At 40.2% G+C, this 20,356-nt stretch carries 12 protein-coding genes; 7 read left to right on the forward strand and 5 right to left on the reverse strand.

The window, feature by feature from the left end; translation table 11 throughout:
• Window positions 1–323: 323 nt before the first annotated feature.
• From AC2D3N_RS24140 to AC2D3N_RS24150, 3 genes are all read right to left on the reverse strand, one after another.
• Window positions 324–689 (reverse strand): hypothetical protein, encoded by a 366-nt coding sequence (locus AC2D3N_RS24140; RefSeq protein WP_484693854.1) that lies wholly within the window; start codon window positions 687–689, stop codon window positions 324–326.
• Between the two features lie 866 nt (window positions 690–1,555).
• Window positions 1,556–1,981 carry an aminoacyl-histidine dipeptidase gene (locus tag AC2D3N_RS24145; RefSeq protein ID WP_079680034.1) on the reverse strand — a complete coding sequence of 142 codons (426 nt, stop codon included), beginning with the start codon at window positions 1,979–1,981 and terminating at the stop codon, window positions 1,556–1,558.
• A gap of 261 nt (window positions 1,982–2,242) precedes the next feature.
• Window positions 2,243–2,950 (reverse strand): hypothetical protein, encoded by a 708-nt coding sequence (locus AC2D3N_RS24150; protein ID WP_484693855.1) that lies wholly within the window; start codon window positions 2,948–2,950, stop codon window positions 2,243–2,245.
• Window positions 2,951–3,205: 255 nt separating this feature from the next.
• Here AC2D3N_RS24150 and AC2D3N_RS24155 point away from each other — a divergent pair, with 255 nt between their 5' ends.
• Entirely contained in the window at window positions 3,206–4,798 is a 1,593-nt protein-coding gene (locus tag AC2D3N_RS24155; protein WP_484693856.1) for an AAA family ATPase, read from the forward strand.
• Here AC2D3N_RS24155 and AC2D3N_RS24160 read toward each other — a convergent pair.
• Entirely contained in the window at window positions 4,795–5,394 is a 600-nt protein-coding gene (locus AC2D3N_RS24160; RefSeq protein WP_484693857.1) for a hypothetical protein, read from the reverse strand. The genes AC2D3N_RS24155 and AC2D3N_RS24160 overlap by 4 nt on opposite strands.
• Window positions 5,395–5,436: 42 nt before the next feature.
• Complete coding sequence (locus AC2D3N_RS24165; RefSeq protein WP_484693858.1) at window positions 5,437–5,793, reverse strand: DUF3768 domain-containing protein; 357 nt, start codon at window positions 5,791–5,793, stop codon at window positions 5,437–5,439.
• A gap of 344 nt (window positions 5,794–6,137) precedes the next feature.
• Here AC2D3N_RS24165 and AC2D3N_RS24170 point away from each other — a divergent pair, with 344 nt between their 5' ends.
• From AC2D3N_RS24170 to AC2D3N_RS24195, 6 genes are all read left to right on the forward strand, one after another.
• Window positions 6,138–6,968, forward strand: coding sequence for a peroxiredoxin-like family protein (locus AC2D3N_RS24170; protein ID WP_484693859.1), 831 nt, complete (start codon window positions 6,138–6,140; stop codon window positions 6,966–6,968).
• Window positions 6,969–7,107: 139 nt separating this feature from the next.
• Window positions 7,108–10,248, forward strand: coding sequence for a DISARM system SNF2-like helicase DrmD (drmD, locus tag AC2D3N_RS24175; protein ID WP_484693898.1), 3,141 nt, complete (start codon window positions 7,108–7,110; stop codon window positions 10,246–10,248).
• Window positions 10,249–10,283: 35 nt separating this feature from the next.
• Window positions 10,284–14,912, forward strand: a complete 4,629-nt coding sequence (locus AC2D3N_RS24180) for an Eco57I restriction-modification methylase domain-containing protein (protein WP_484693860.1) — start codon at window positions 10,284–10,286, stop codon at window positions 14,910–14,912.
• Between the two features lie 60 nt (window positions 14,913–14,972).
• Complete coding sequence (locus AC2D3N_RS24185; protein WP_484693861.1) at window positions 14,973–16,376, forward strand: ApeA N-terminal domain 1-containing protein; 1,404 nt, start codon at window positions 14,973–14,975, stop codon at window positions 16,374–16,376.
• A 46-nt stretch (window positions 16,377–16,422) separates the two neighbouring features.
• Window positions 16,423–18,903: a hypothetical protein gene (locus tag AC2D3N_RS24190; RefSeq protein ID WP_484693862.1), complete on the forward strand. Its 2,481-nt coding sequence runs from the start codon at window positions 16,423–16,425 to the stop codon at window positions 18,901–18,903.
• Complete coding sequence (locus AC2D3N_RS24195) at window positions 18,854–20,347, forward strand: helicase-related protein (protein WP_484693863.1); 1,494 nt, start codon at window positions 18,854–18,856, stop codon at window positions 20,345–20,347. The genes AC2D3N_RS24190 and AC2D3N_RS24195 overlap by 50 nt, the downstream gene beginning before the upstream one ends.
• The last annotated feature ends 9 nt before the right edge of the window (window positions 20,348–20,356 follow it).

A 20,356-nucleotide genomic window follows, 5' to 3' on the forward strand; every position in this document is an offset into this window, starting at 1 on the left:
TTCACGGTTTGCCTTGTAGATATTTGGAAGTGTTGGGGGGTTGGTTTCCCCCCATAAGCGTTTTAAAATTCGGCTAAGTCCTCAAGGTATTGTGCAAGTTGGCTTTGAGCCATGCAAACTTGCTCTCCATCTCGCAATAACCAAGCCACTAAGCCATTGTAAAAAGCAGCACCAATCATAATGTCTTCTGGCTTAATGATTCGGTTTAAGTCGAGTGAAAGCAATCTTGCATCAAGAGTTTTAGCTGTTCTCAGATGCTGAATCATTGCCACCTGAGAGCAATTAAATTTGTTAATGCGATTCATCGTTCTTAGTATCTCCAATTACTCATCAAACCCGAAATCAGATTTAGCGAGTTCCGTTGCTCGTATAAGTTCGATTTCGTCTTGTTCTTCAGGATTAATAGTTTGGGTGGTTTCTTGGCTATGTCGTTTCATCCAAAGCTCACGATAAACCAGTATTAATTGATCATTGTCCGTTGTTTTTAAGGTAGATTTGAGAACGATACCGTTAGAAGTTTGGATGTAGAAAACAGTTTGGCTGTCGAGGTCTTCTTCAGTCCAGCCAAGGTGTAGCTCAACCAACCCATCCGCATAAACTATCTCAATCACATCAATTTTGATCCCGTTGCCATCAGTGTAACTACGGGCAATTTTAGTTTCGATGGCAGTGTTAAGTTGTGTCGTCATGAAAGTTAGCTCCTTAGTTAATAAAGAACCAACCGGAAAACAGCTTAGGAAGCTAGGTCGGTTGGTTCGGTTGGTTTTGGGTTAAATAGCAGGGAATTGATCTCAAATAGCGATCTAAAAAAACAACGCGGTAGCGTCTTGATGAACGTCTTGGCAAATTGTGGTGAGCAACAGGTCAGAAAAGAACTCGATGGGAAGGATTAGCGAGCGATCGCTATGAATTCAGTCAATGAATCAACTGAAGAATGCAACCATGAGGCGAACACTTGTCCTCTAACAGCTATTTCAGGATGTTCGGTTAAAGTTGTCTTTTCTTAAAGTCGTTAGTGAAGGTTCGTACTATTTTCGCGGCGATCCAATTGCAACCCATAATCTCAGAACAACAAAAGCTCTGACCTACACAAAATGAGTAATTTTACTTACTAAAATTGATGTACGGACATTTGACATGGCTTGCTGTTCCACTGTGGGAAAAACAGAAGGGAAAACAGTGCATAAATTTCCTCTTGCTTGTCTAGATTAGCCAGAAAAATGTCAAAAATGATACCTAATGAAGCGCACTACAACGGTTTACAAAAGGAAATAACAGGGAAAATAGTGCATTTGTTCCCTACTTTTTCCTCGCTGTTTCAAGTAGATTTTTTGACTGTGTATCGCAACAGAAAGCCACTCAATCTCAAATGTATTTTTTTGTACTACAGAAGTAACGAAGCCAATGGAAAATTTTCCATCAATGCCTGTCGGGATTACCCACTATGTCCTTAGTGGCGGGTCGGTGGGTGGGCAAAAAAAGCTTCCCCTATGGTGGGGAAGTTGGCAGTTAGCGTGATTAAGGAGCCATCAAAGATTGTTGTAGGTGTGTGAGCTTAATCCATCTCAATTTCATGATCATCGATCCCGTCATCCAGTGTTAACGCATTTTGGGCAATGACCTTGTTTTGGCGAGCTATCCGTTCGTTGCGGATGCCCCGATGTTTGGCTCGACGTTCTCGAATGGCATCAATATCATTCAGGCCATAAAGAGCTTGTGCAGCCCGCATCAGTTCTTTTAAGGAAGTTGTGCCATAGTCTTCACGAAATTGAGCATTGTGGGTTTCCCAGTCAAAATCGTGGTTATTAAAACGGGCTGCACTCGCAAGCTCACGGCCAGATTCTTCTCTTAAAACTTCTAGCACCATCAAACGTAGTTTTTCGTTATAGCTGATGCACTGGTCTAAAGCATTGGTATAAGTTTTTTGAGACTTTGTGGTTTTAGCGGAATGGAACTTACGATTTTTAGAAGTTACAATCATTTTGATCTTCCTATTCAAATAATGTTCACACCCAAAGCAGCGATCGCTGTCTTCTTCTTATGTTCAATTTTTAAATTAAAGTTTTTTGTATGATAGCGATCGCTATTTTCGATTTTTTGAAAATTATAAAAATCAATTCTTGATTAAATTAATTTAAAATTTATCATTAAAAAAAATTACCCTACCTTAAGGTAGAGTAATAGTCAAATGGATATGAAATGATAGGTACGCTTCATGAATTAAATCAGAGCAAAAAATTAGTTATTCTAAATCTTCCTCCTCCTCATCTTCATCATCTTCATCATCTTCATCATCTTCATCTTCATCTTCTTCGTCTTCTTCGTCTTCTTCCTCAAAGTCATCGTCTTCTTCGTCTTCCAAATCTTCTGGTTCCTCATCATCATCATCTTCCAAATCATCAATATCATCATCATTGTTAGATTGCTCTTGCTGAAGATAACTATTGCGTTTGGCAAGGGATTCTTGATTGAATTTAACGAGGCTTTTAATGGCTTCTTGAGGATCTAACTCGAAAACATCGTACAGTTTTGCCATAACCAAAGCTAAAGTTTCGATATCATGACGCAGGGCATCCGGTTGTCCGAACAAAGTAGGGAACACTTCATTATTCCAACGTTGCCAGTTCATGGTTTTGCCGCGTTTTTTCAATTGAGCAGCAATATCCAAACCGATCTTTTCTTTAATGGCATGACCGATTTTTGTTTGAAGACGTTTTTCGCGAAGTTGCAGCTTCACGCCAAACTTTTTAACAATGGTCGTTCTGACTCGCTCAAGCAGTGCGTTAGCTTGTTCTTCAACTGAAACAGCCGAACGACGGATTCCATTCCCATTGCTAGGAACAGGTAATCCGGTGCTTTTTGATTTAGGAGTCACACCGTTGGTTTTTCCATTGAAAGTTCCCGCGCCATTAGATGTGCGAGAGTTATTTTTATTCGTTGTAGTTACCATGAAGTTCAATTTAATTTAATTACTTCGTGGCAATCTGCGCCGCTAGGCGCTTTCAAATTTCCCAATTTATTATTAATGGTTAATTTAAAATTAATTAAAATTCTTTTCGATTTTATCATTAAATGATGGGGTTAAAATATTCATCTAACTTAAGGAATAAAAGCTAAATCAGTTATATAGAGCAAGAGAGGGATGGGAAATAGCGCTTAAGAAAGCTTAATAGGAAATAGTCTGCTTAATACTTTCTAATATTTTATGATCCATCCTTTTCAAAATTGGCTTTTCTTGGCAAACCGAGGAATCAAGATAGTGGGATTAGAATACTGTACAACGGATCGAGTCAGGATTTTAACTCACTTCTATGAATGGGGTCAAAATCTACAACTGCCTGTTTTATTTTGGAATTGTGGCTACCGATGTTTTCAGCAAGTTAGTTGTCAAGATAAAGGCGGGTGTCGGTTAGAGAATACTAATTTACAAGCTAACTCCGACCCTCTTTTAGATTTATTAGAAAATCAAACCGAAGGAATTTTTATTATTGAGGGAATTTTAGAGTTATCAGGATCAGATCTGACGGATAAACAGCGTGAATTTCAACTGGTTAATGCTTACTATCACTTATCACAAAATAAGCATCGTCAGTTCTGGGTTTTATTGGAAAATAATATCAATTTACCTGCTAATTTACAACCTTTAATTCCTGTATTGAAAGCTCCTATTGCGGATCGGGTTTGGGTGCAACAGAAAGTTGCTTCATTTTGTCATGATTCTTCCCCGATGCAGGAAAAAAAAGATAGTGCTATTCAAGAAAGTTTAGTGCGAGCTTGTCTAGGATTGGCACAAGGAGAAATTGAGTTAATTTTACAACAGAGTCTAGCATTTACTAACAGTTTTGAAGACATAGCTGATTGGGTACTCAACTACAAAGTTAACAAATTGCAAGGGCGAGGGTTAGAGTTAATTTCTGAACCGGATGTTGTGCAAGCCGGAGGGTTAGAATTGCTAGACGAGTTTCTCTCAAAAGTTGCTTCTTTACTCAATCCAGAAGCCGAGAAATATGGGCTTAGATTTCCCAAGGGGATGATTCTTTGGGGGCCACCTGGCACTGGGAAAAGTTTGAGTGCCAAGTTAGCCGCCAAGAAGATGGGAGTGCCTTTATTAGCTGCTGATTGGGGTGCAATTATCGGTTCCCTAAAGCCAGATTTGGCACTGCGCGAGTTGTTAGAATTGGCTCAAGCTTTAAGCCCAACAATTTTGTACTGGGATGATTTTGATAAAGGGTTTGCAGGTTGGAATTCTAATACGGATGGTGGAGTTTCAAGGCGCTTATCGGGGAAACTATTGACTTGGATGCAGGAAGTACAACAGCCGATTTACATGGTAGCAACGGTTAATCGATTGGGGATGTTACCCCCAGAATTAATTCGTCGCTTTGATGATATTTTCTTCGTTGATTTACCCCATGAAGGGGCAATGTATGACATTTTTAACCTGCATTTGCAAAAGTATTTCCCAGAGTTTCGCAATTCTTCTCAATCTCCTTGGACAGATGAGGAATGGCGAATTTTATTAAGGGATTATCGGCTTTGCACCCCGGCTGAAATTGGCAATGCCGTAAAAAAATGCGCCGAGGAAATTTACTATCGCAACTATCAGCAAGGGAAACAACCGGAACAATTAAAGATCACTTTAGAAGATTTACGACAGCAACGTGATCAATTTACACCAGCTTTAATTCGAGATGAAGAACAGATTTTAGCAATTCGTAATCAAGCGACTTATGCTCGTCCGGTGGCAGGTGTAGATGTTTCAAAATTTGCGATTCCTCCTCAAGAATTGTTTGGCTAGGATTGCTCAAACAAACTCTTTTGTTGGTAGGTTGGGGTGGGTTTGCTTTGTTGTATAGTTCTGTAGAGAATCTGATGACTGAAAGTCTTGGTCAATTCTTGAAGATTATACATTGAGTGGCTCAACTCCCCTAATGTAATAGATTGATAGCGTTGCACTTGTTCAGTATTATTTGGCTCGATATAATCTGGCAGTTCAATGATGTCTACAGGTTGGTAATCTAAGGTTTCAATATACTGGTTCCACTGAATTCCAAATTGTTCAATATTCTTCTTAATTTGTTCGCTTAGGCAATCTAATTGCAGAGAAATCTGAAGGCGAGTTTCGTAGCTGGCTTTTTGCCAAAAAATCGAATTCACTAAATGTTTTCGAGCCGTCGCTAAGGTTGAAGCAAGTTCTAAATAAGCTAAGGCATCATATTTTGTAGGATGTTCTGGCCCAGCTTGGAGGAAGTTTTTAACTTGATGGTAAGCGCAGTGGATTAAAGCTTCATCAACTGTTCCATAAAACGGAATTGTGCGAGGGACAGGCATAAATTTTTTCTCAACTTGTCCCTCTGAGTCCCCGTTATGGGGATGAAATGGAAAATTTTCCATTTCAACAACTTTCCGCTCTCTAAGCACAGTTTGTTGCAGAAATTAGTATTCGTTGCTCTCCATTAAAGTCCCAACTCTCCAAGTGGTATTAACATCTTCAGGAGTGTTGGCGCCAATTTCTTCCCCTTTAAGCCAAGCGGATTTCTCAAAATAATCAATTTTGAAAAAGTAGCGATCGCCGTCTAATTCTAAAGTCACAAAATCTCGTTCCCCGTAAGGGTTATTATCCGGTAAAAACGAGTTAAATTCCTTCAGCAATTGGAGAAGCTGTTGTTGCTGTTCAGGAGGCATAAGCCCAACACTCCGGGAGAAATGAATAGCCCCAACTTGTGAATTTTGAGAGCGTAATTGATCATTAAGACGAGCAATTTGTTCAGCTTTTGTTAAGGTGTCAGTCATATTTTTTTAAACAATCTTCACTCTCAATCGGCGCGTTAGCGCGACAGTTAGGTTAGATGAAGAGCTTCCCAACCCACAAGAATCCCAGAAAATGAACTGCGATGGCGTAGCCGCCGCCTGTCGGCTACGCTTAAACCCACCTATTCCAAAAAAAGGAAAAGAGGCAAACGGAAGGGACATGGTGGAAAATTTTCCACCATGTTGACCTCTCATCGGATAATGCGGCTAATTTTGGACATCGGCAATTAAATTGACTCAAGGCATTGAATATAGAAAAATCTAATTAATCTATGTAACTCCTCTATAAAGTCTACATTTGCGAAGAAATGACAACAGGTAGCTGAATGAATATCTACACACTCTTAAGTCAAACTCAGCGGCAACGGGTCAGTGATGGAGCCGTAACCTCTCTATTGAGCGGTTGCGAATCCTCACCCAGACAACTCGTGCTAATCTGGCCCCAATTGGGAGATTTCGATAGCTTGGAGTATGCTTGGTGGTTAAAACGAGAAGCCGAACAACTGCAAGCACAAGGAATAGCAATTCGAGCCGTAGGAATTGGCGATCGCACTTCAGGACAGCGATTCTGTGACTATACAGGATTTCCCCCAGATTGTTTATTTGTTGACCCCACCGCCGACCTGCATCAAACCCTGAATCTTTATCCAGGTCTATCCCTCAAATTCCCCGGTTTATCGCCGGGTGTCAACGCTTATCTCAACTTAATGCTGATGTGTGCTGGAATGGGTAGCCCTGGTACTTTAGCAGAAGTGTTTCGCGGCTATCGGGGTGATAAAAAAGCCCCTCAATTAATTGGGGATGAAGAAATAATTCAAGCTCCTCCTTTACCCCCACTCAAAGGTTCATTCTTCAAACTAGCAGGAGGTCAGGGCTTTCAGCGTCCCTTTGAGTTAGCAACGTTGCGACTGCGAAATATGGGAGAAGTGTTGAGAAACTGGAAAAGTTATGTTCCCCAGGAAGCTTATCTAACCCAACGAGGAGCCACTTTCCTATTTAATAGTCAAGGCGAATTACTCTATGAGCATCGAGATGCCGCTATCCTGGGCTTTGCAGCCGAGATGAGTAATCCGTTATCTTTTCTTACAGATTTTGTTAATGATAACTTTGATGGTAATTTTACCTCAATTCAGTCCGAGAGAGAACCTACAACCTGATCGCCCGATGTGATTCAATCGCCCGTGGCGGGAGATCGTTCAGAGATATCAAATGGGTTCTATAACAATGTAGGATTGTTATAGAACATCGATGAAATTAGAAAAAGTGCCATCTAGTCTGCCCCGATTTAATGTTTATATGGCAACCCCAACCCCGATTCCAGACCCAGGGCAACTTGTAGAAGTACGAGGAAGACGATTTTCAGTTATTGATGTCGGCTCTTCTTCCCTCCCTCAAAACCCCTTAACCCCAAATTTTGCCTCCTCTAAACACCATTTAGTTACCCTCACTTCAGTTGAAGATGATGGTTTAGGAGAGGAATTGCAAGTCATCTGGGAACTGGAACCTGGGGCTTGTATTTATGAATCTAAAGAACTGCCCTATCCCAACGGGTTTGATGCGCCAGAACGATTAGATGCCTTTCTCGATGCTGTGCGTTGGGGAGCTTCCTCCAGTGCTGATGTCCGTTCTGTACAATCTCCCTTTCGCAGTGGTGTCGATATTGAAGATTACCAACTTGACCCCGTTGTGAGAGCGATTCAAATGCCCAGGGTCAATCTTTTAGTCGCCGATGATGTGGGGTTAGGAAAAACCATAGAAGCGGGATTAGTCGCCCAAGAATTAATTTTACGCCAACGAGTCCAACGCATTTTAATCATTTGCCCATCTTCTCTGCAAATCCAATGGCAAGAACAAATGCGGGATAAATTCGGTTTAGAGTTTCGGATTGTCAATCGAGACTTAATGCGAGACTTAAGAAGAAATCGGGGACTGCACGTTAATCCTTGGACACATTTTCCTCGGTTAATTTCATCAATTGATTTTCTCAAACGAGATCGACCCTTACGCTTATTTCGAGAAGCTCTACCCAGTGAAGGGGAATCGATTTATCCCCGTCGTTTTGATTTATTAATTGTCGATGAAGCTCATAATATTGCACCATCAGGCGGGGGAAATTATGCCATTGATTCTCAACGGACGGGGGCGATTCGTTTAATTGAACCTCATTTTGAACATAAACTTTTTCTAACCGCCACACCCCATAACGGTTATCCTGAAAGTTTTACCGCTTTATTAGAATTATTGGATTCTCAACGATTTGCCCGAGGCGTTGCACCAGACCAGAATCAATTACAAGTCGTTATGGTGCGACGGTTAAAATCAGAAATTACCGATTGGGATGGCACACCCCGCTTCCCTGAACGACAATTAGAAGCCATTTCCGTTAACTATAGCGACGCTGAACGCGAAGCGAATCGCTTGTTAACTCAATATACTCAATTACGACGAAAAAATCCCCAGAACCAAGTCGAATTAACAGCTACAGAATTTGTTTTAAAACTTTTGAAAAAACGCCTATTTTCTTCGCCAATGGCATTTTTAACAACCTTAGAAAAACATGATCAAACTCTACAAAAGGCTAAACCTCGCACCTCTCGTACTGTCTCCAAACCGACACCTGGAATTTTACGCCGTCAGTTAGATCTGATTGATGAAGAATTTGGGGATGATGATTTGTATGAAACCACAACAGAGGATGCGATCGCTACTTCTTCTTCCTTATTTCGAGAACTAACCCCTGAAGAAAGAACAATCCTCAATCGCTTAAAACAATGGGCAGAAGCCGCTTCTCCGGTTCCTGATTCTAAAGCCAAAGAACTCCTGAATTGGATTCAAACCTATATTAAACCCAACAATCAATGGTCTACGGAACGGGTAATTATCTTCACCGAATATCGCACCACCCAAAAATGGTTATATGAACTTTTAGCCACCCAAGGACTCGCGGAAAATGACCGTTTAATGACCCTCTATGGAGGAATGAAAGCAGAAGACCGAGAACGAATTAAAGCCGCCTTCCAAGCCAGTCCAGAACTGTCTAACGTCCGCATTCTCCTGGCTACCGATGCCGCTTCCGAAGGCTTAGATTTACAAAATCATTGTTCTCGTTTAATTCATTATGAAATTCCTTGGAACCCGAACCGCATGGAACAACGGAATGGTCGCATTGACCGTCACGGACAAAAAGCCCAACAAGTAAGTATTTATCATTTTGTCGGCAAAAGTTATTCTCAACAATCAACTGTTGGATTATCCCCAGGAGAATTAGAAGGGGATTTAGAATTTTTAATGCGGGCGGCTTTAAAAGTAAATAACATCCGTGAAGATTTAGGAAAAGTGGGGCTAGTAATTGCTATCCAAGTCGAAGAAGCGATGTTAGGAAAACGCCAAACCCTAGACACCACGAAAGCCGAAAAAGAAAGTGAACCTGTGCGACGGTTATTGAAATTTGAACGGAAAATCCGCGAACAAATTCAGAAATTAAAAGAACAATTAGATGAAACCCGCACTAGCTTAAGATTAGATCCCAGTAATATTGAATCTGTGGTTAAAGTTGGTTTAGAATTAGCCGGACAGCCCCCGTTAATCCCTTATAAAGACTATCCTTCAGTTTTTATTCTTCCTCCCTTAAAAGGCAGTTGGGCAACTTGCAGTCAGGGGTTAGCCCATCCCCACACCGGAGAAATTCGCCCCATTGTTTTTGACCCTGATTTAACGAGAGGACGGGACGATTTAGTTTTAATTCATTTGAACCATCGCTTAGTTCAGATGTGTTTACGCTTACTCCGAGCGGAGGTTTGGTCACGGGAAGGAAATAAAAATTTACATCGGGTGACGATTAAAGTTGTTCCAAATTCAATCTTAGAATATCCGGCTGTTGTAGCTTACGGGCGATTAGTCATTTTAGGGAGTGACCAACATCGGTTACATGAAGAATTAATCACCGCCGGGGGAACCTTAGAACAAGGAAAATTTAACCCGTTAAAGGTGATGAAATTGGAAAACGTGATTCAATCTGCAATTCCTAATTTGGTTTCGGACGAAATGAAAGAACGGTTGATTAAGGCGTGGAATCAATATACTCATCCCTTAATGAAACAATTAGAAAAACGAATGGGCGACCGCAGAACTTCCTTAGAAAAAAGCTTGCAAGACCGATGTGAAAAAGAAGTAGCGGATATCAAGGCAATTTTAACTGAATTGCAACGGAGTATTGAACAAGAATTAAATGAACCGGATTTTGTTCAGTTAGAGTTATTTACTTCAATAGAAAAAGATCAGTTGGAACGCAATCGCAATAGTTTAAAATTAAGATTAGAACAAATTCCCAAAGAAATAGAACGAGAAACCACAGTGATTCGTTCTCGATTTTCTAATCCAACGACTCGATTATTCCCCATTGCCATAACTTATTTTATTCCCCAAAAACTGAGTTAAAAATCTAAATTGTAAACCCTCAAATTTTAATTTATATGTCTATTGCTCGTCATCATGCTGAATGGTTATCCTTAATTGAAGCTTCTGGCCCCTTCTTAAGCTTGCAAACCTTATTAGAGGTTTTTCCTCAAGGGTTAGATGCCCATGACCCTGAGCGATTTCGGGTTTTACGTCAAGCGTATGAAGAATGGCTAGAAAATCATTCTGATGTGGGAATTCATCGAACTTGGGGAGAATGGGTTTTAAAAGAAATCCTCGAATTTCCTGATGAAGTCCTAAAAACAGGGCAAAACATTCCCCAAGGTTTAAAAGTCTTTATTCCTGAACATCAAGAAACCCTGCGCCCGGATTATATTGTTAATTCAATAGATGATTCAGCCGATTCAAACCGCCCTAAAATTCGTTTATTGGTGCAAATTTATCCTCCCGAACAAGCGTTAGAAAAAACCCTAAAAAATTCTCGCTGGTCAGCGTCTCCCGCAACTCGGATGATGGAATTACTGCGAGGAACAGGGGTTTGGTTAGGATTAATAACCAATGGGGAACATTGGATGTTAATTAATGCCCCGACGGGAACCAATGAAATCGCCCCGGGAATTAAATATAATACCCCTTCCCCAACCGTTAGTTATATTTCTTGGTATGCAAATTTATGGTTAGAAGAAAAAATTACCCTCCAAGCGTTTAGAAGTTTATTAGGGGTACAACGCTTTTTTGGGGTTCCAGATGACCAAACCTTAGAAGCTTTATTTGTTAAAAGTGCCGATAGTCAACAGGAAGTTACTGACCAATTAGGGTATCAAGTTAGAAAAGCTGTTGAAGTTTTAATTCAAAAAATTGATAAAATTGATCAAGACCGTAACCGTAGCTTATTAAAAAATATTTCACAAACTCAACTTTATGAAGCCGCTTTATTTATGATGATGCGGTTAGTGTTTCTCTTTTCAGCCGAAGAAAAAGGTTTATTACGGTTAGGCGAGTCCCTTTATGATCAATCTTACTCTGTCTCAACCTTACGGTCACAACTGCGAGAAATTGCTGACCATTATGGGGAAGAAATCTTAGAACGTCGCCATGATGCTTGGTGTCGTTTATTAGCCACATTTCGGGCGGTGTATGGGGGGATAGACCATGATTTATTGCGTTTACCCGCATTAGGTGGCGATTTGTTTAACCCCGATAAATTCCCCTTTTTAGAAGGACGAACCGAGGGAAATTGGCAACAAGTTTCCGCCCAACCCATTCCTATTGATAATAGAACTGTTTTACATTTATTAGAAGCGTTACAAATTTTACAAATCAAAGTTCCCGGCGGTGGAACAGAACCAAGACGGTTATCGTTTCGGGCGTTAGATGTGGAACAAATTGGTCATGTGTATGAAGGGTTATTAGATCATACCGCAATTCGCGCAACTTCTCCGGTTTTAGGATTATTGGGGACAAAAGACAAAGAACCTGAAATTACTTTAGATGAATTAGAAATTGCTTTTGCTAAAGGGGAAAATGAGTTCATTAAAATTCTCAAAACTTTAACCGGACGGTCTGAAACGACGTTAAAAAAAGCCGTTGATAGTGCAAACTTTAACAAAACTGTCATCCTGAGTGAAAGCAAGGATTTCGGTGGCGTCGTGAAAGATAGTAGAGATTCTTCGCAAGCTCAGAATGACAATAATAATGCTCAAAATGATAACAAAACTGTCATCCTGAGTGAAACGAAGGATCTCCGTGGTGTCGTGAAGGATAATAGGGATTCTTCGCAAGCTCAGAATGACAGGAGGGGTTATGCTCAGAATGACAGGAGGGATTATGCTCAGAATGATAACCTTTTAATTGCTTGTAATAATAACTCGGAATTATTGGAACGGGTGAAACCCTTTATTAATTTAATTCGTTCTGATACCTTTGGTTATCCGGTCATTATTCCCACCGGAAGCGTTTATGTCGCTCAAGGAAATAACCGCCGAGAAACGGGAACCCATTACACTCCTAAAAGTTTAACTGAGGAAATTGTTCGTTATACTTTAGAACCTTTAGTATATCAAGGTGTGGCGGAAGGAAAACCGAAAATCGAGTGGAAGTTAATTCTCGCGCCGGAACTTTTAAACCTGAAAATCTGTGATATGGCGATGGGGTCGGGGGCGTTTTTAGTTCAGGTTTGTCGATATTTAGGAGAACGATTAATAGAAGCCTGGAAAGAAGCAGAAACGGCAAATCCAGGTAAAATTGTGATTGCACCGGATGGTCAATTATCTAAGTCTCGTCCTCAAGAATCGATTATCCCTATTGACGCGACAGAACGGTTAATGGTGGCAAAACGCATTATTGCTGAACGTTGTATTTATGGGGTGGATAAAAACCCCTTAGCGGTGGAAATGGCAAAGTTATCTTTATGGTTAGAAACCTTACAAAAAGATAAACCCTTTACTTTTTTAGACCATGCTTTGAAAGCTGGAGATTCATTAGTGGGAGTGAATTTAGAACAGCTTAAGCGGTGGAATTTACAAACTGAGGGGGAATCTTATCAATTAGGAATTGGCGGAGATGATTTACAACAATTATTAAATGAAGTTATTGATTTTCGGTTACAAATTGAATCGAAACCCGTCAACAGTCCCCAAGACCAAAAGGAAAAAGAATATTTACTTCTTCAAGCCAATGCCAGAATTAAGGATTTAAAAGATAGGGCAGATTTATTAATTTCTAGTTATCTCACCAATGTAAAAAAACAGGAACAACAAGACCTACGATTAACTTTATTAATGGTTGCTCAAGGGAAAGCAAGTATTACCAACTATCAACGGAAAATTTTACCTGATTTAAGCAGTTTAACTCCCTTCCATTGGGAATTAGAATTTCCTGAAGTCTTCCTAACTGCGAGAAATGAACCCGAATCTAACCTGAATCGTAAATCCAAAATCGTAACTCGTCAATCAACAATCGGTTTTAATGCCCTTGTAGGAAATCCGCCATTTATGGGGGGGAAAAAAATTACAGGGGCGTTAGGAACTCCCTATCGAGATTATTTAGTTCAATATTTAGCCAATAATGTCAAAGGAAATGCTGATTTCTGTGCCTATTTCTTTTTAAGAGGACAACAGTTAATAAGTGAAAAAGGAGGATTTGGGTTAGTTGCAACCAATACTATTGCTCAAGGAGATACGCGAGAAGTCGGGTTAGACCAAATGGTTCAGAATTTAGACACCTCGGCTGTCATCCCCCAGACCCCGACTGTCATCCCACACGCCCCGACTGTCATCCCCCAGACTCCGACTGTCATCCTGAGTGAAACGAAGGATCTCAGTGGCGTCGTGAATAATAGTAGAGATTCTTCGCAAGCTCAGAATGACAATAATAATACTCAGAATGACAAGAATGATGCTCAGAATGACAGAAAAGGCGTTATTTATCGGGCGGTTTCTAGTCGAACATGGGAAGGCACTGCAAATTTAGAAGTCGCTTTTGTTTGGATGCGTCAAGGGGAATGGCAAGGAGACTTTATTTTAGATGAAAAACCTGTTAATGGAATTACACCCTTTTTAACAGTACCAGGGAAATTAGCAGATAATCCTTATCGGTTAATCGCTAATCAAAATAAATCGTTTCAAGGTTCAATTGTTTTAGGAATGGGTTTTGTATTGGAACCGGAAGAAGCTCAAAAATTAATTGAAAATAATCCTAAAAATAAAGATGTATTATTTCCCTATTTGAATGGAGAAGATTTAAACTCTAATCCAGATCAATCTCCGAGTCGTTGGGTGATTAATTTCAAAGATTGGCCGTTAGATGCTGACCATGATGATCCCAAAAAACCTAAAGGTAAACCCTATGCTGTTGATTATCCTGATTGTTTAAAAATAGTTGAGGAAAAAGTTAAGCCAGAGAGAACGCGACAGGATGAAAAAGGTGAATTTATATTAAGAAAACCTTTGCCTCAAAAATGGTGGATTTATGCAGATAAACGACCAGCGCTTTATGAAGCGATCGCAGGTATAGGACGAGTGTTAGTTGCAGCTAGAGTTAGTAAGTTACTAATTTTTTCATTTGTACCGAGCAATCTAGTGTATAGTGAACAGTTAGTTATAATACCTTTACAATACTATAAAATTTTTAGCTTATTGCAATCATCTATTCACAATGCTTGGGCTTGGCAATTTTGCTCTACTATGAGAGATGCAGGTATTAGATATTCTCCTACAGATGCTTCTGAAACCTTTCCCTTTCCGCTCGAAGAAAATAAATCATTAATCATAAATTTAGAAGAAATTGGCGATAAATATTATAATCATCGTCAACAAATTATGTTAACTCGTCAGGAAGGATTAACCAAAACCTATAATCGGTTTCATAACCCCGATGAACAATCCCCAGATATTATAAAATTGCGAGAACTGCACATTGAAATGGATCAAGCTGTTGCTGTGGCTTACGATTGGGATGACCTCACCTTAGATCACAATTTCCACGAAACAAAACAAGGAATTCGGTATACAATTAGTGAAGCAGCTAGACGGGAAATATTAGACCGACTGTTGCAACTGAATCATCAACGTTACGAGGAAGAAGTTGAAGCCGGACTTCATGATAAAGGCAAGAAGAAAGCGATAAAAAAAAAGCCTAATGAATCTTCATCTCCCCCTGAAGCTGGACAATTGACTTTATTTTAATCCAGATTGTTATTGTTCATTTTACTTGATAAAATTTTAGTATAGGAGTTAGTTAACATCATGAATAATACAGAATATCAAGGCTTTTGGTGGTTGCCATCTAATCCAAACGAATCAGTAGTAGGAGTATTAACCTTTAAACCTTCAGAAATAATTGAACTCAAACTCATCGGAGCCTTAGTAGGAAACTCAGGTGGGAATCAAGATCATGTTAATCTACCAATTATATTAGGAGTAGTTGAAAGGAAGATTATTACTCTTTCAGACTGTATTCGCACAAAATTTAACTCAAGTAGACCAGGATATGATAGCGAAACCTATAGAGTAAAATTTGTTTTTATTGGTGAACACTTTCAAGATCCTCAAGAAATACGGTTTAACGAAGTTTCAATTCAGTCTACTTACTTATCAGACTGGGTTAATTTTTCTCCTATTCAAGAATTACCAACTATAGATGATACAAATAATCTTCAACAATTCACTTTTATCTATAATAAACCGGAAAGCATAAAAGCCAATATCATAGAAGGAGAAATTTCAGTATTTTATGGGTGTCAAAATTCAGGTAAACTTTATGATATTGATTTTAAGCAATTGTCTTCTATTAGTATTAAAGTTAATCAATTTATTTCTTTTGAAGATTTATACTCTCAATATATTTGTCCTATCTTAGACTTTTTAACATTGGCTACAGGACAACCTAATTCTGTAGAAAAAATTTATTTTCCTGATATAAATAATGAATTGAAATCAGTAGAAATGCTTTTTTTCAGCAATTCTATAGAGTCTAAAAAAATACTTTCAACTGATGATTTACTATTTAGCTTGGCTGACATCGAATCCGATTTTAGCTTAATGTTACAACTATGGTTTAATTCTTATAAGGAGTTAGAGAGTATATTTAACCTCATTTTTAGCACTGAGTATAAACCTGATATGTACTTAGAAAGTAAGTTTCTTAATATTGCACAAGCTGCTGAGTCTTATCATCGCCGAAGATGTAAAAATCAAGTTTTGACTCAGCCAGAACATGACGCTAGAATTGAATCTATATTAAATAATACTCCAGAAGAATATAAAAAATGGTTGAATGCGAAACTTCATTTTAGTAATGAACCCCCCTTACTGGAGAGGTTAATGGATTTATTAGACAAAACAAAAAAAGTAATGAATCCTTTAGTAAAAGATCATGCAAAGTTTGCTAAAAAAGTTAGAGATACTCGAAACTATTTTACTCATTGGAATACTGATCTTCAAGATAAAGCCGCTCAAGGTGAAGAATTGTTTAGAATAACACAAACACTTTTATTTATGCTTCAAGCTTGTTTACTGATGGAACTGGGTTGTACTCCAGAACGGTGCGCTGAATTAATTAGCAAAAATAAAAAATATCAGTATGCTGTTCGGAACATATCAAAAACTGAAAAAAGCCAAGCGATGAGGAGAGTTCAGGAAGCTGAATGATACCCAAAAATTACCAATTGTAAATTTAAAATTGTAAATCTTAATTATGGAAATCCTTAAACTCCCTGCTGTTCTCCCTGGTACTTTAGACTTAGTTGAAATTAATCTAAAACTCAAAAAAGGTGAGATTCAACTTGATTGGAATGCAGTGATTTCCGCCCCTGAATCCGCTTTAAAAATTCTATTAGACGGGATAGAATTAAAGGATGAGAACTTAATCCCTGATGATAGCGGAGTTGCAGATCAAGTTATTCGTCAAATTACAACTTATTTTGATAATTGCCATAAAAAACAAACCAAAAAAATCGTCAGAAATCCTGAACAAATTTCTTTATTTAATGTTGAATATATCGCTGCTAATCAACCCGAAAAACAAGGCAGTTTAATCGAACAACAATTTATTATTAATCCCAACCTCACCGAACTTAATCCCCCTGAATCGCCAATGGTAAATCCCCAATCGTCAATCATAAATCCCAAATCCCCCTATGAACTTCGCCAAGAATTAGAAGAAATGATTTTCAACGATTTACTCGGCCCGGCGGAGGGAGAAGACGAAGAAGTGGATGAAAGTAGTGTAACAGACCGCTATTTAGTCGGACTATTATCCCCCTTAATTCGCAATAAAACCCCAGAAGAACAACCCGAACAACAAGACGAATTCGTCCCCGCCGAAAAAGGTAACTCAGAAGAAGGAACCACAGAGGGAACCATACCCCCACCTAATACCATGTTTCCCTCATCAATGGGTTTAACCTTCTGCGTTGATAGTGATGTAAAAGCCATAAAAATTACCGCCAAATGGGGACATTATCAACGAGAAAAAAGCCAATATTTAACTAAAAAAGAAACCTCAGAACCCAAACTGATTTGGAAACGCTATCCAATTCAAGGAACCAAAATTCAACCCTTAAAATCCGGTGAAATCCCTGAATGGACTGTTGACCCCGAATATCCAGGGGTAATCGTTAAAGGACGGATGCGCCGCCTCGATAATCAAGATTGGATTGTGACTTTATTTTTAGTCAATGGTCAAAAAGAACCCGCTAAACAACGAGATAAAGCTTGGTTATTTCAACCGGAATTAATGATTGATTCCCCTGATAAAAATTATTCTAATATTTTCGTTAAAAAACCTGTTTCAATTCAACAAAACTTAGATCCTGTTATTCAACTAGAAAATCAACAAATGGCGATGTTATATCGTCATCAAGTGGAATTTGCCGTCGGACATGGGGTGGGCGTTCATGCCGAAATTGTCCCCGACAATCCCACCCAAGCCTCCTGTCTAAAAACCTGCATGATTCCCCGCTATGAAGTACCCCAAACCACACCCCCCAGCGTTGAAGAAATTCCTCAGTTAAACGGGTTAATTTTAGACATGAAAACCCTAGCGGAAGCCCAACCCGCCGAGGTTCCCCAACTCCTCACCCCCCTGATTACCGCTTATCAAAACTGGATTCAGGAACAACAACAATCACTGCAAGATTTACTCCTCAACCCCGACTTTTTACCCTCTCAAAACGTCGCCCAAACCACCCTCAATCATTGCCAAACTACCTTAGACCGTATCCAAGAAGGGATTCAACTTTTAACCCAAAATCCCCAAGCTGTAGAAGCCTTTCAATTTATGAATGAAGCCATGTGGCGACAGCGTGTACACGGGATTTATGCCGAACTCAAACGTCAAGGAAAAGATCCGAATTTAGATGAAATTGATACCCCGAACAATCATAGCTGGCGAACTTTTCAACTTGCCTTTATTCTCCTCAATTTACCCGCTCTCACTGATTTACACCACCCCGGCCGTTCTCACCCTCTGGATGCGGTCTGTGATTTACTGTGGTTTCCCACCGGAGGAGGTAAAACCGAAGCCTATTTAGGACTCACAGCCTATACCATCGGACTGCGGCGGTTACAGGCATTTATTGGGGGACGAGATGGAGAACATGGGGTAGCCGTTTTAATGCGCTATACCCTGCGTTTATTGACCTTGCAACAGTTCCAACGGGCGACCACCTTAATTTGTGCCTGTGAAGTCATCCGCCGCCAAAACCCGCAAAAATGGGGGTCAGAACCGTTTCGGATTGGTTTATGGGTCGGAAACAATAGCACCCCCAACTACACCAGCCAAAGCGAAGAATTTGTCAAACAAAGCAAAGGACAAGGGCGACCCTCCGGTATGGGTTCCCCCCACCAACTCACGAATTGTCCTTGGTGTGGCACAAAAATCGACCCAGGTAGACACATTGTTGTCCACCCCGTTGATAAAGAACAAGGACGCACCCTCGTCTACTGTGGAGATAGTTTAGGACGATGTTGCTTTACCCTCAAACAGTCTCCACAGGAAGGGTTGCCCATTATAGTTGTTGATGAAGAAATTTATCGGCGTTTACCGACTCTGTTAATTGCCACCGTTGATAAATTTGCCCAAATGCCGTGGAAAGGGGAAACCCAAATGTTATTCGGACAAGTGAGTGGTTACTGTGACCGTCATGGGTTTCCGCTCTCCCGACTTAGACGATAAAGACAGCCACCGCGCCACCAATAAACTTCCCGCCGCCAAAACCCGACCTCATGCTCTCCTGCGTCCCCCCGACTTAATTATTCAGGATGAATTGCATTTAATTAGTGGCCCCTTGGGGTCAATGGTGGGACTGTATGAAACCGTTGTAGATCATTTGTGTACTTGGGAAGTTAATGGTCAATCTGTTCGTCCTAAAGTGATTGCTTCAACGGCCACCATCCGCCAAGCGTCCGCCCAAGTTCACCATCTATTTTTGCGGAAGCTGCATATTTTCCCGCCACCTGGGTTGGATATTCAAGATAACTTTTTCTCCCGCCGTCGAGAACCGAGTTCTGAGCATCCTGGGCGACTGTATTTAGGCATTTGCGCCCCCGGTCGGCGGTTAAAAGCGACGATGATTCGGGTGTATTTAGCCACGTTATCGGCAGCGCAGGCATTGTATGAGAAATATGGAAAAGTTGCAGACCCTTGGATGACCTTGGTGGGTTACTTTAACTCCCTACGAGAATTGGGGGGAACACGAAGGTTAGTGGAAGATGATATTCGGACTCGTTTAAAGCGGATGAGTGAACGGGGATTGAAAAATCGCCTGTTAAGAAACTTTGATGAATTAACCTCCCGTAAGGATTCTACGGATATTCCCCTGATATTAGACCGTTTAGAAACTCCCTTTGACCCTCTATTGGAAGCGGAGAACCAAGCCAAACGCAAAGCAGGTCAGAAAGTTGAAAGACCCGACCCCCTGGATGTGATTCTCGCCACCAATATGATTTCCGTTGGGGTTGATGTTAAACGTCTGGGGTTAATGGTCGCCTGTGGTCAACCGAAAAATACCGCCGAATATATTCAAGCCACTTCACGGGTGGGACGAAGTTACCCTGGTTTGGTGATCACTGTTTATAACTGGGCTAGACCCAGGGATTTATCCCACTATGAACGGTTTGAACACTACCATGCCACTTTTTATCAGCACGTTGAGGCGTTATCGGTGACTCCCTTTGCATCTGGAGCTTTGTATCGAGGTTTAAGTGCGTTATTCGTGTCTTTAGTTCGTCTCTGTGGCGATGAATTTAATCAAAATGATCGCCCTGGTTTAATTCAACGCAACCATCCGTTTATACAAGAGGCAATTAATGTTATTGTTCGACGGGCTGAACTCATTGAAGGGGTTGAAAAAGGTCAACAAGTGCGTCGAGAATTAGAAGCCAAATTAGATACTTGGTTAAATAAAGCTCACACCCTGGTTGGGGGAGCCACTTTAAAATATCAAGTAACTTCACGGGATGGAACGGCTATTAAGTTATTAGAAAATGCCGGACAAAAACAATGGCAAGATTTCACCTGTTTAGGGTCATTAAGAAATGTTGAACCGACCATCGGATTAATTTTAACAGATCAACCCCTCGATGAGGAGCAAGATAGAAAACCTCAACCGTTTGAGTAAATCATAAAT

The organism is Planktothrix sp. PLAVEN19ND, from assembly GCF_057220675.1.

Bases quoted from the DNA above. Each gene is read 5' to 3' on its own strand.
- AC2D3N_RS24180 (WP_484693860.1), top strand. From the start codon at position 10,284: ATGTCTATTGCTCGTCATCATGCTGAATGGTTATCCTTAATTGAAGCT.
- AC2D3N_RS24160 (WP_484693857.1), bottom strand. From the start codon at position 5,394: ATGGAAAATTTTCCATTTCATCCCCATAACGGGGACTCAGAGGGACAA.
- AC2D3N_RS24165 (WP_484693858.1), bottom strand. From the start codon at position 5,793: ATGACTGACACCTTAACAAAAGCTGAACAAATTGCTCGTCTTAATGAT.
- AC2D3N_RS24170 (WP_484693859.1), top strand. From the start codon at position 6,138: ATGAATATCTACACACTCTTAAGTCAAACTCAGCGGCAACGGGTCAGT.
- AC2D3N_RS24190 (WP_484693862.1), top strand. From the start codon at position 16,423: ATGGAAATCCTTAAACTCCCTGCTGTTCTCCCTGGTACTTTAGACTTA.
- AC2D3N_RS24140 (WP_484693854.1), bottom strand. From the start codon at position 689: ATGACGACACAACTTAACACTGCCATCGAAACTAAAATTGCCCGTAGT.
- AC2D3N_RS24185 (WP_484693861.1), top strand. From the start codon at position 14,973: ATGAATAATACAGAATATCAAGGCTTTTGGTGGTTGCCATCTAATCCA.
- AC2D3N_RS24145 (WP_079680034.1), bottom strand. From the start codon at position 1,981: ATGATTGTAACTTCTAAAAATCGTAAGTTCCATTCCGCTAAAACCACA.
- AC2D3N_RS24150 (WP_484693855.1), bottom strand. From the start codon at position 2,950: ATGGTAACTACAACGAATAAAAATAACTCTCGCACATCTAATGGCGCG.
- AC2D3N_RS24155 (WP_484693856.1), top strand. From the start codon at position 3,206: ATGATCCATCCTTTTCAAAATTGGCTTTTCTTGGCAAACCGAGGAATC.
- drmD (WP_484693898.1), top strand. From the start codon at position 7,108: ATGGCAACCCCAACCCCGATTCCAGACCCAGGGCAACTTGTAGAAGTA.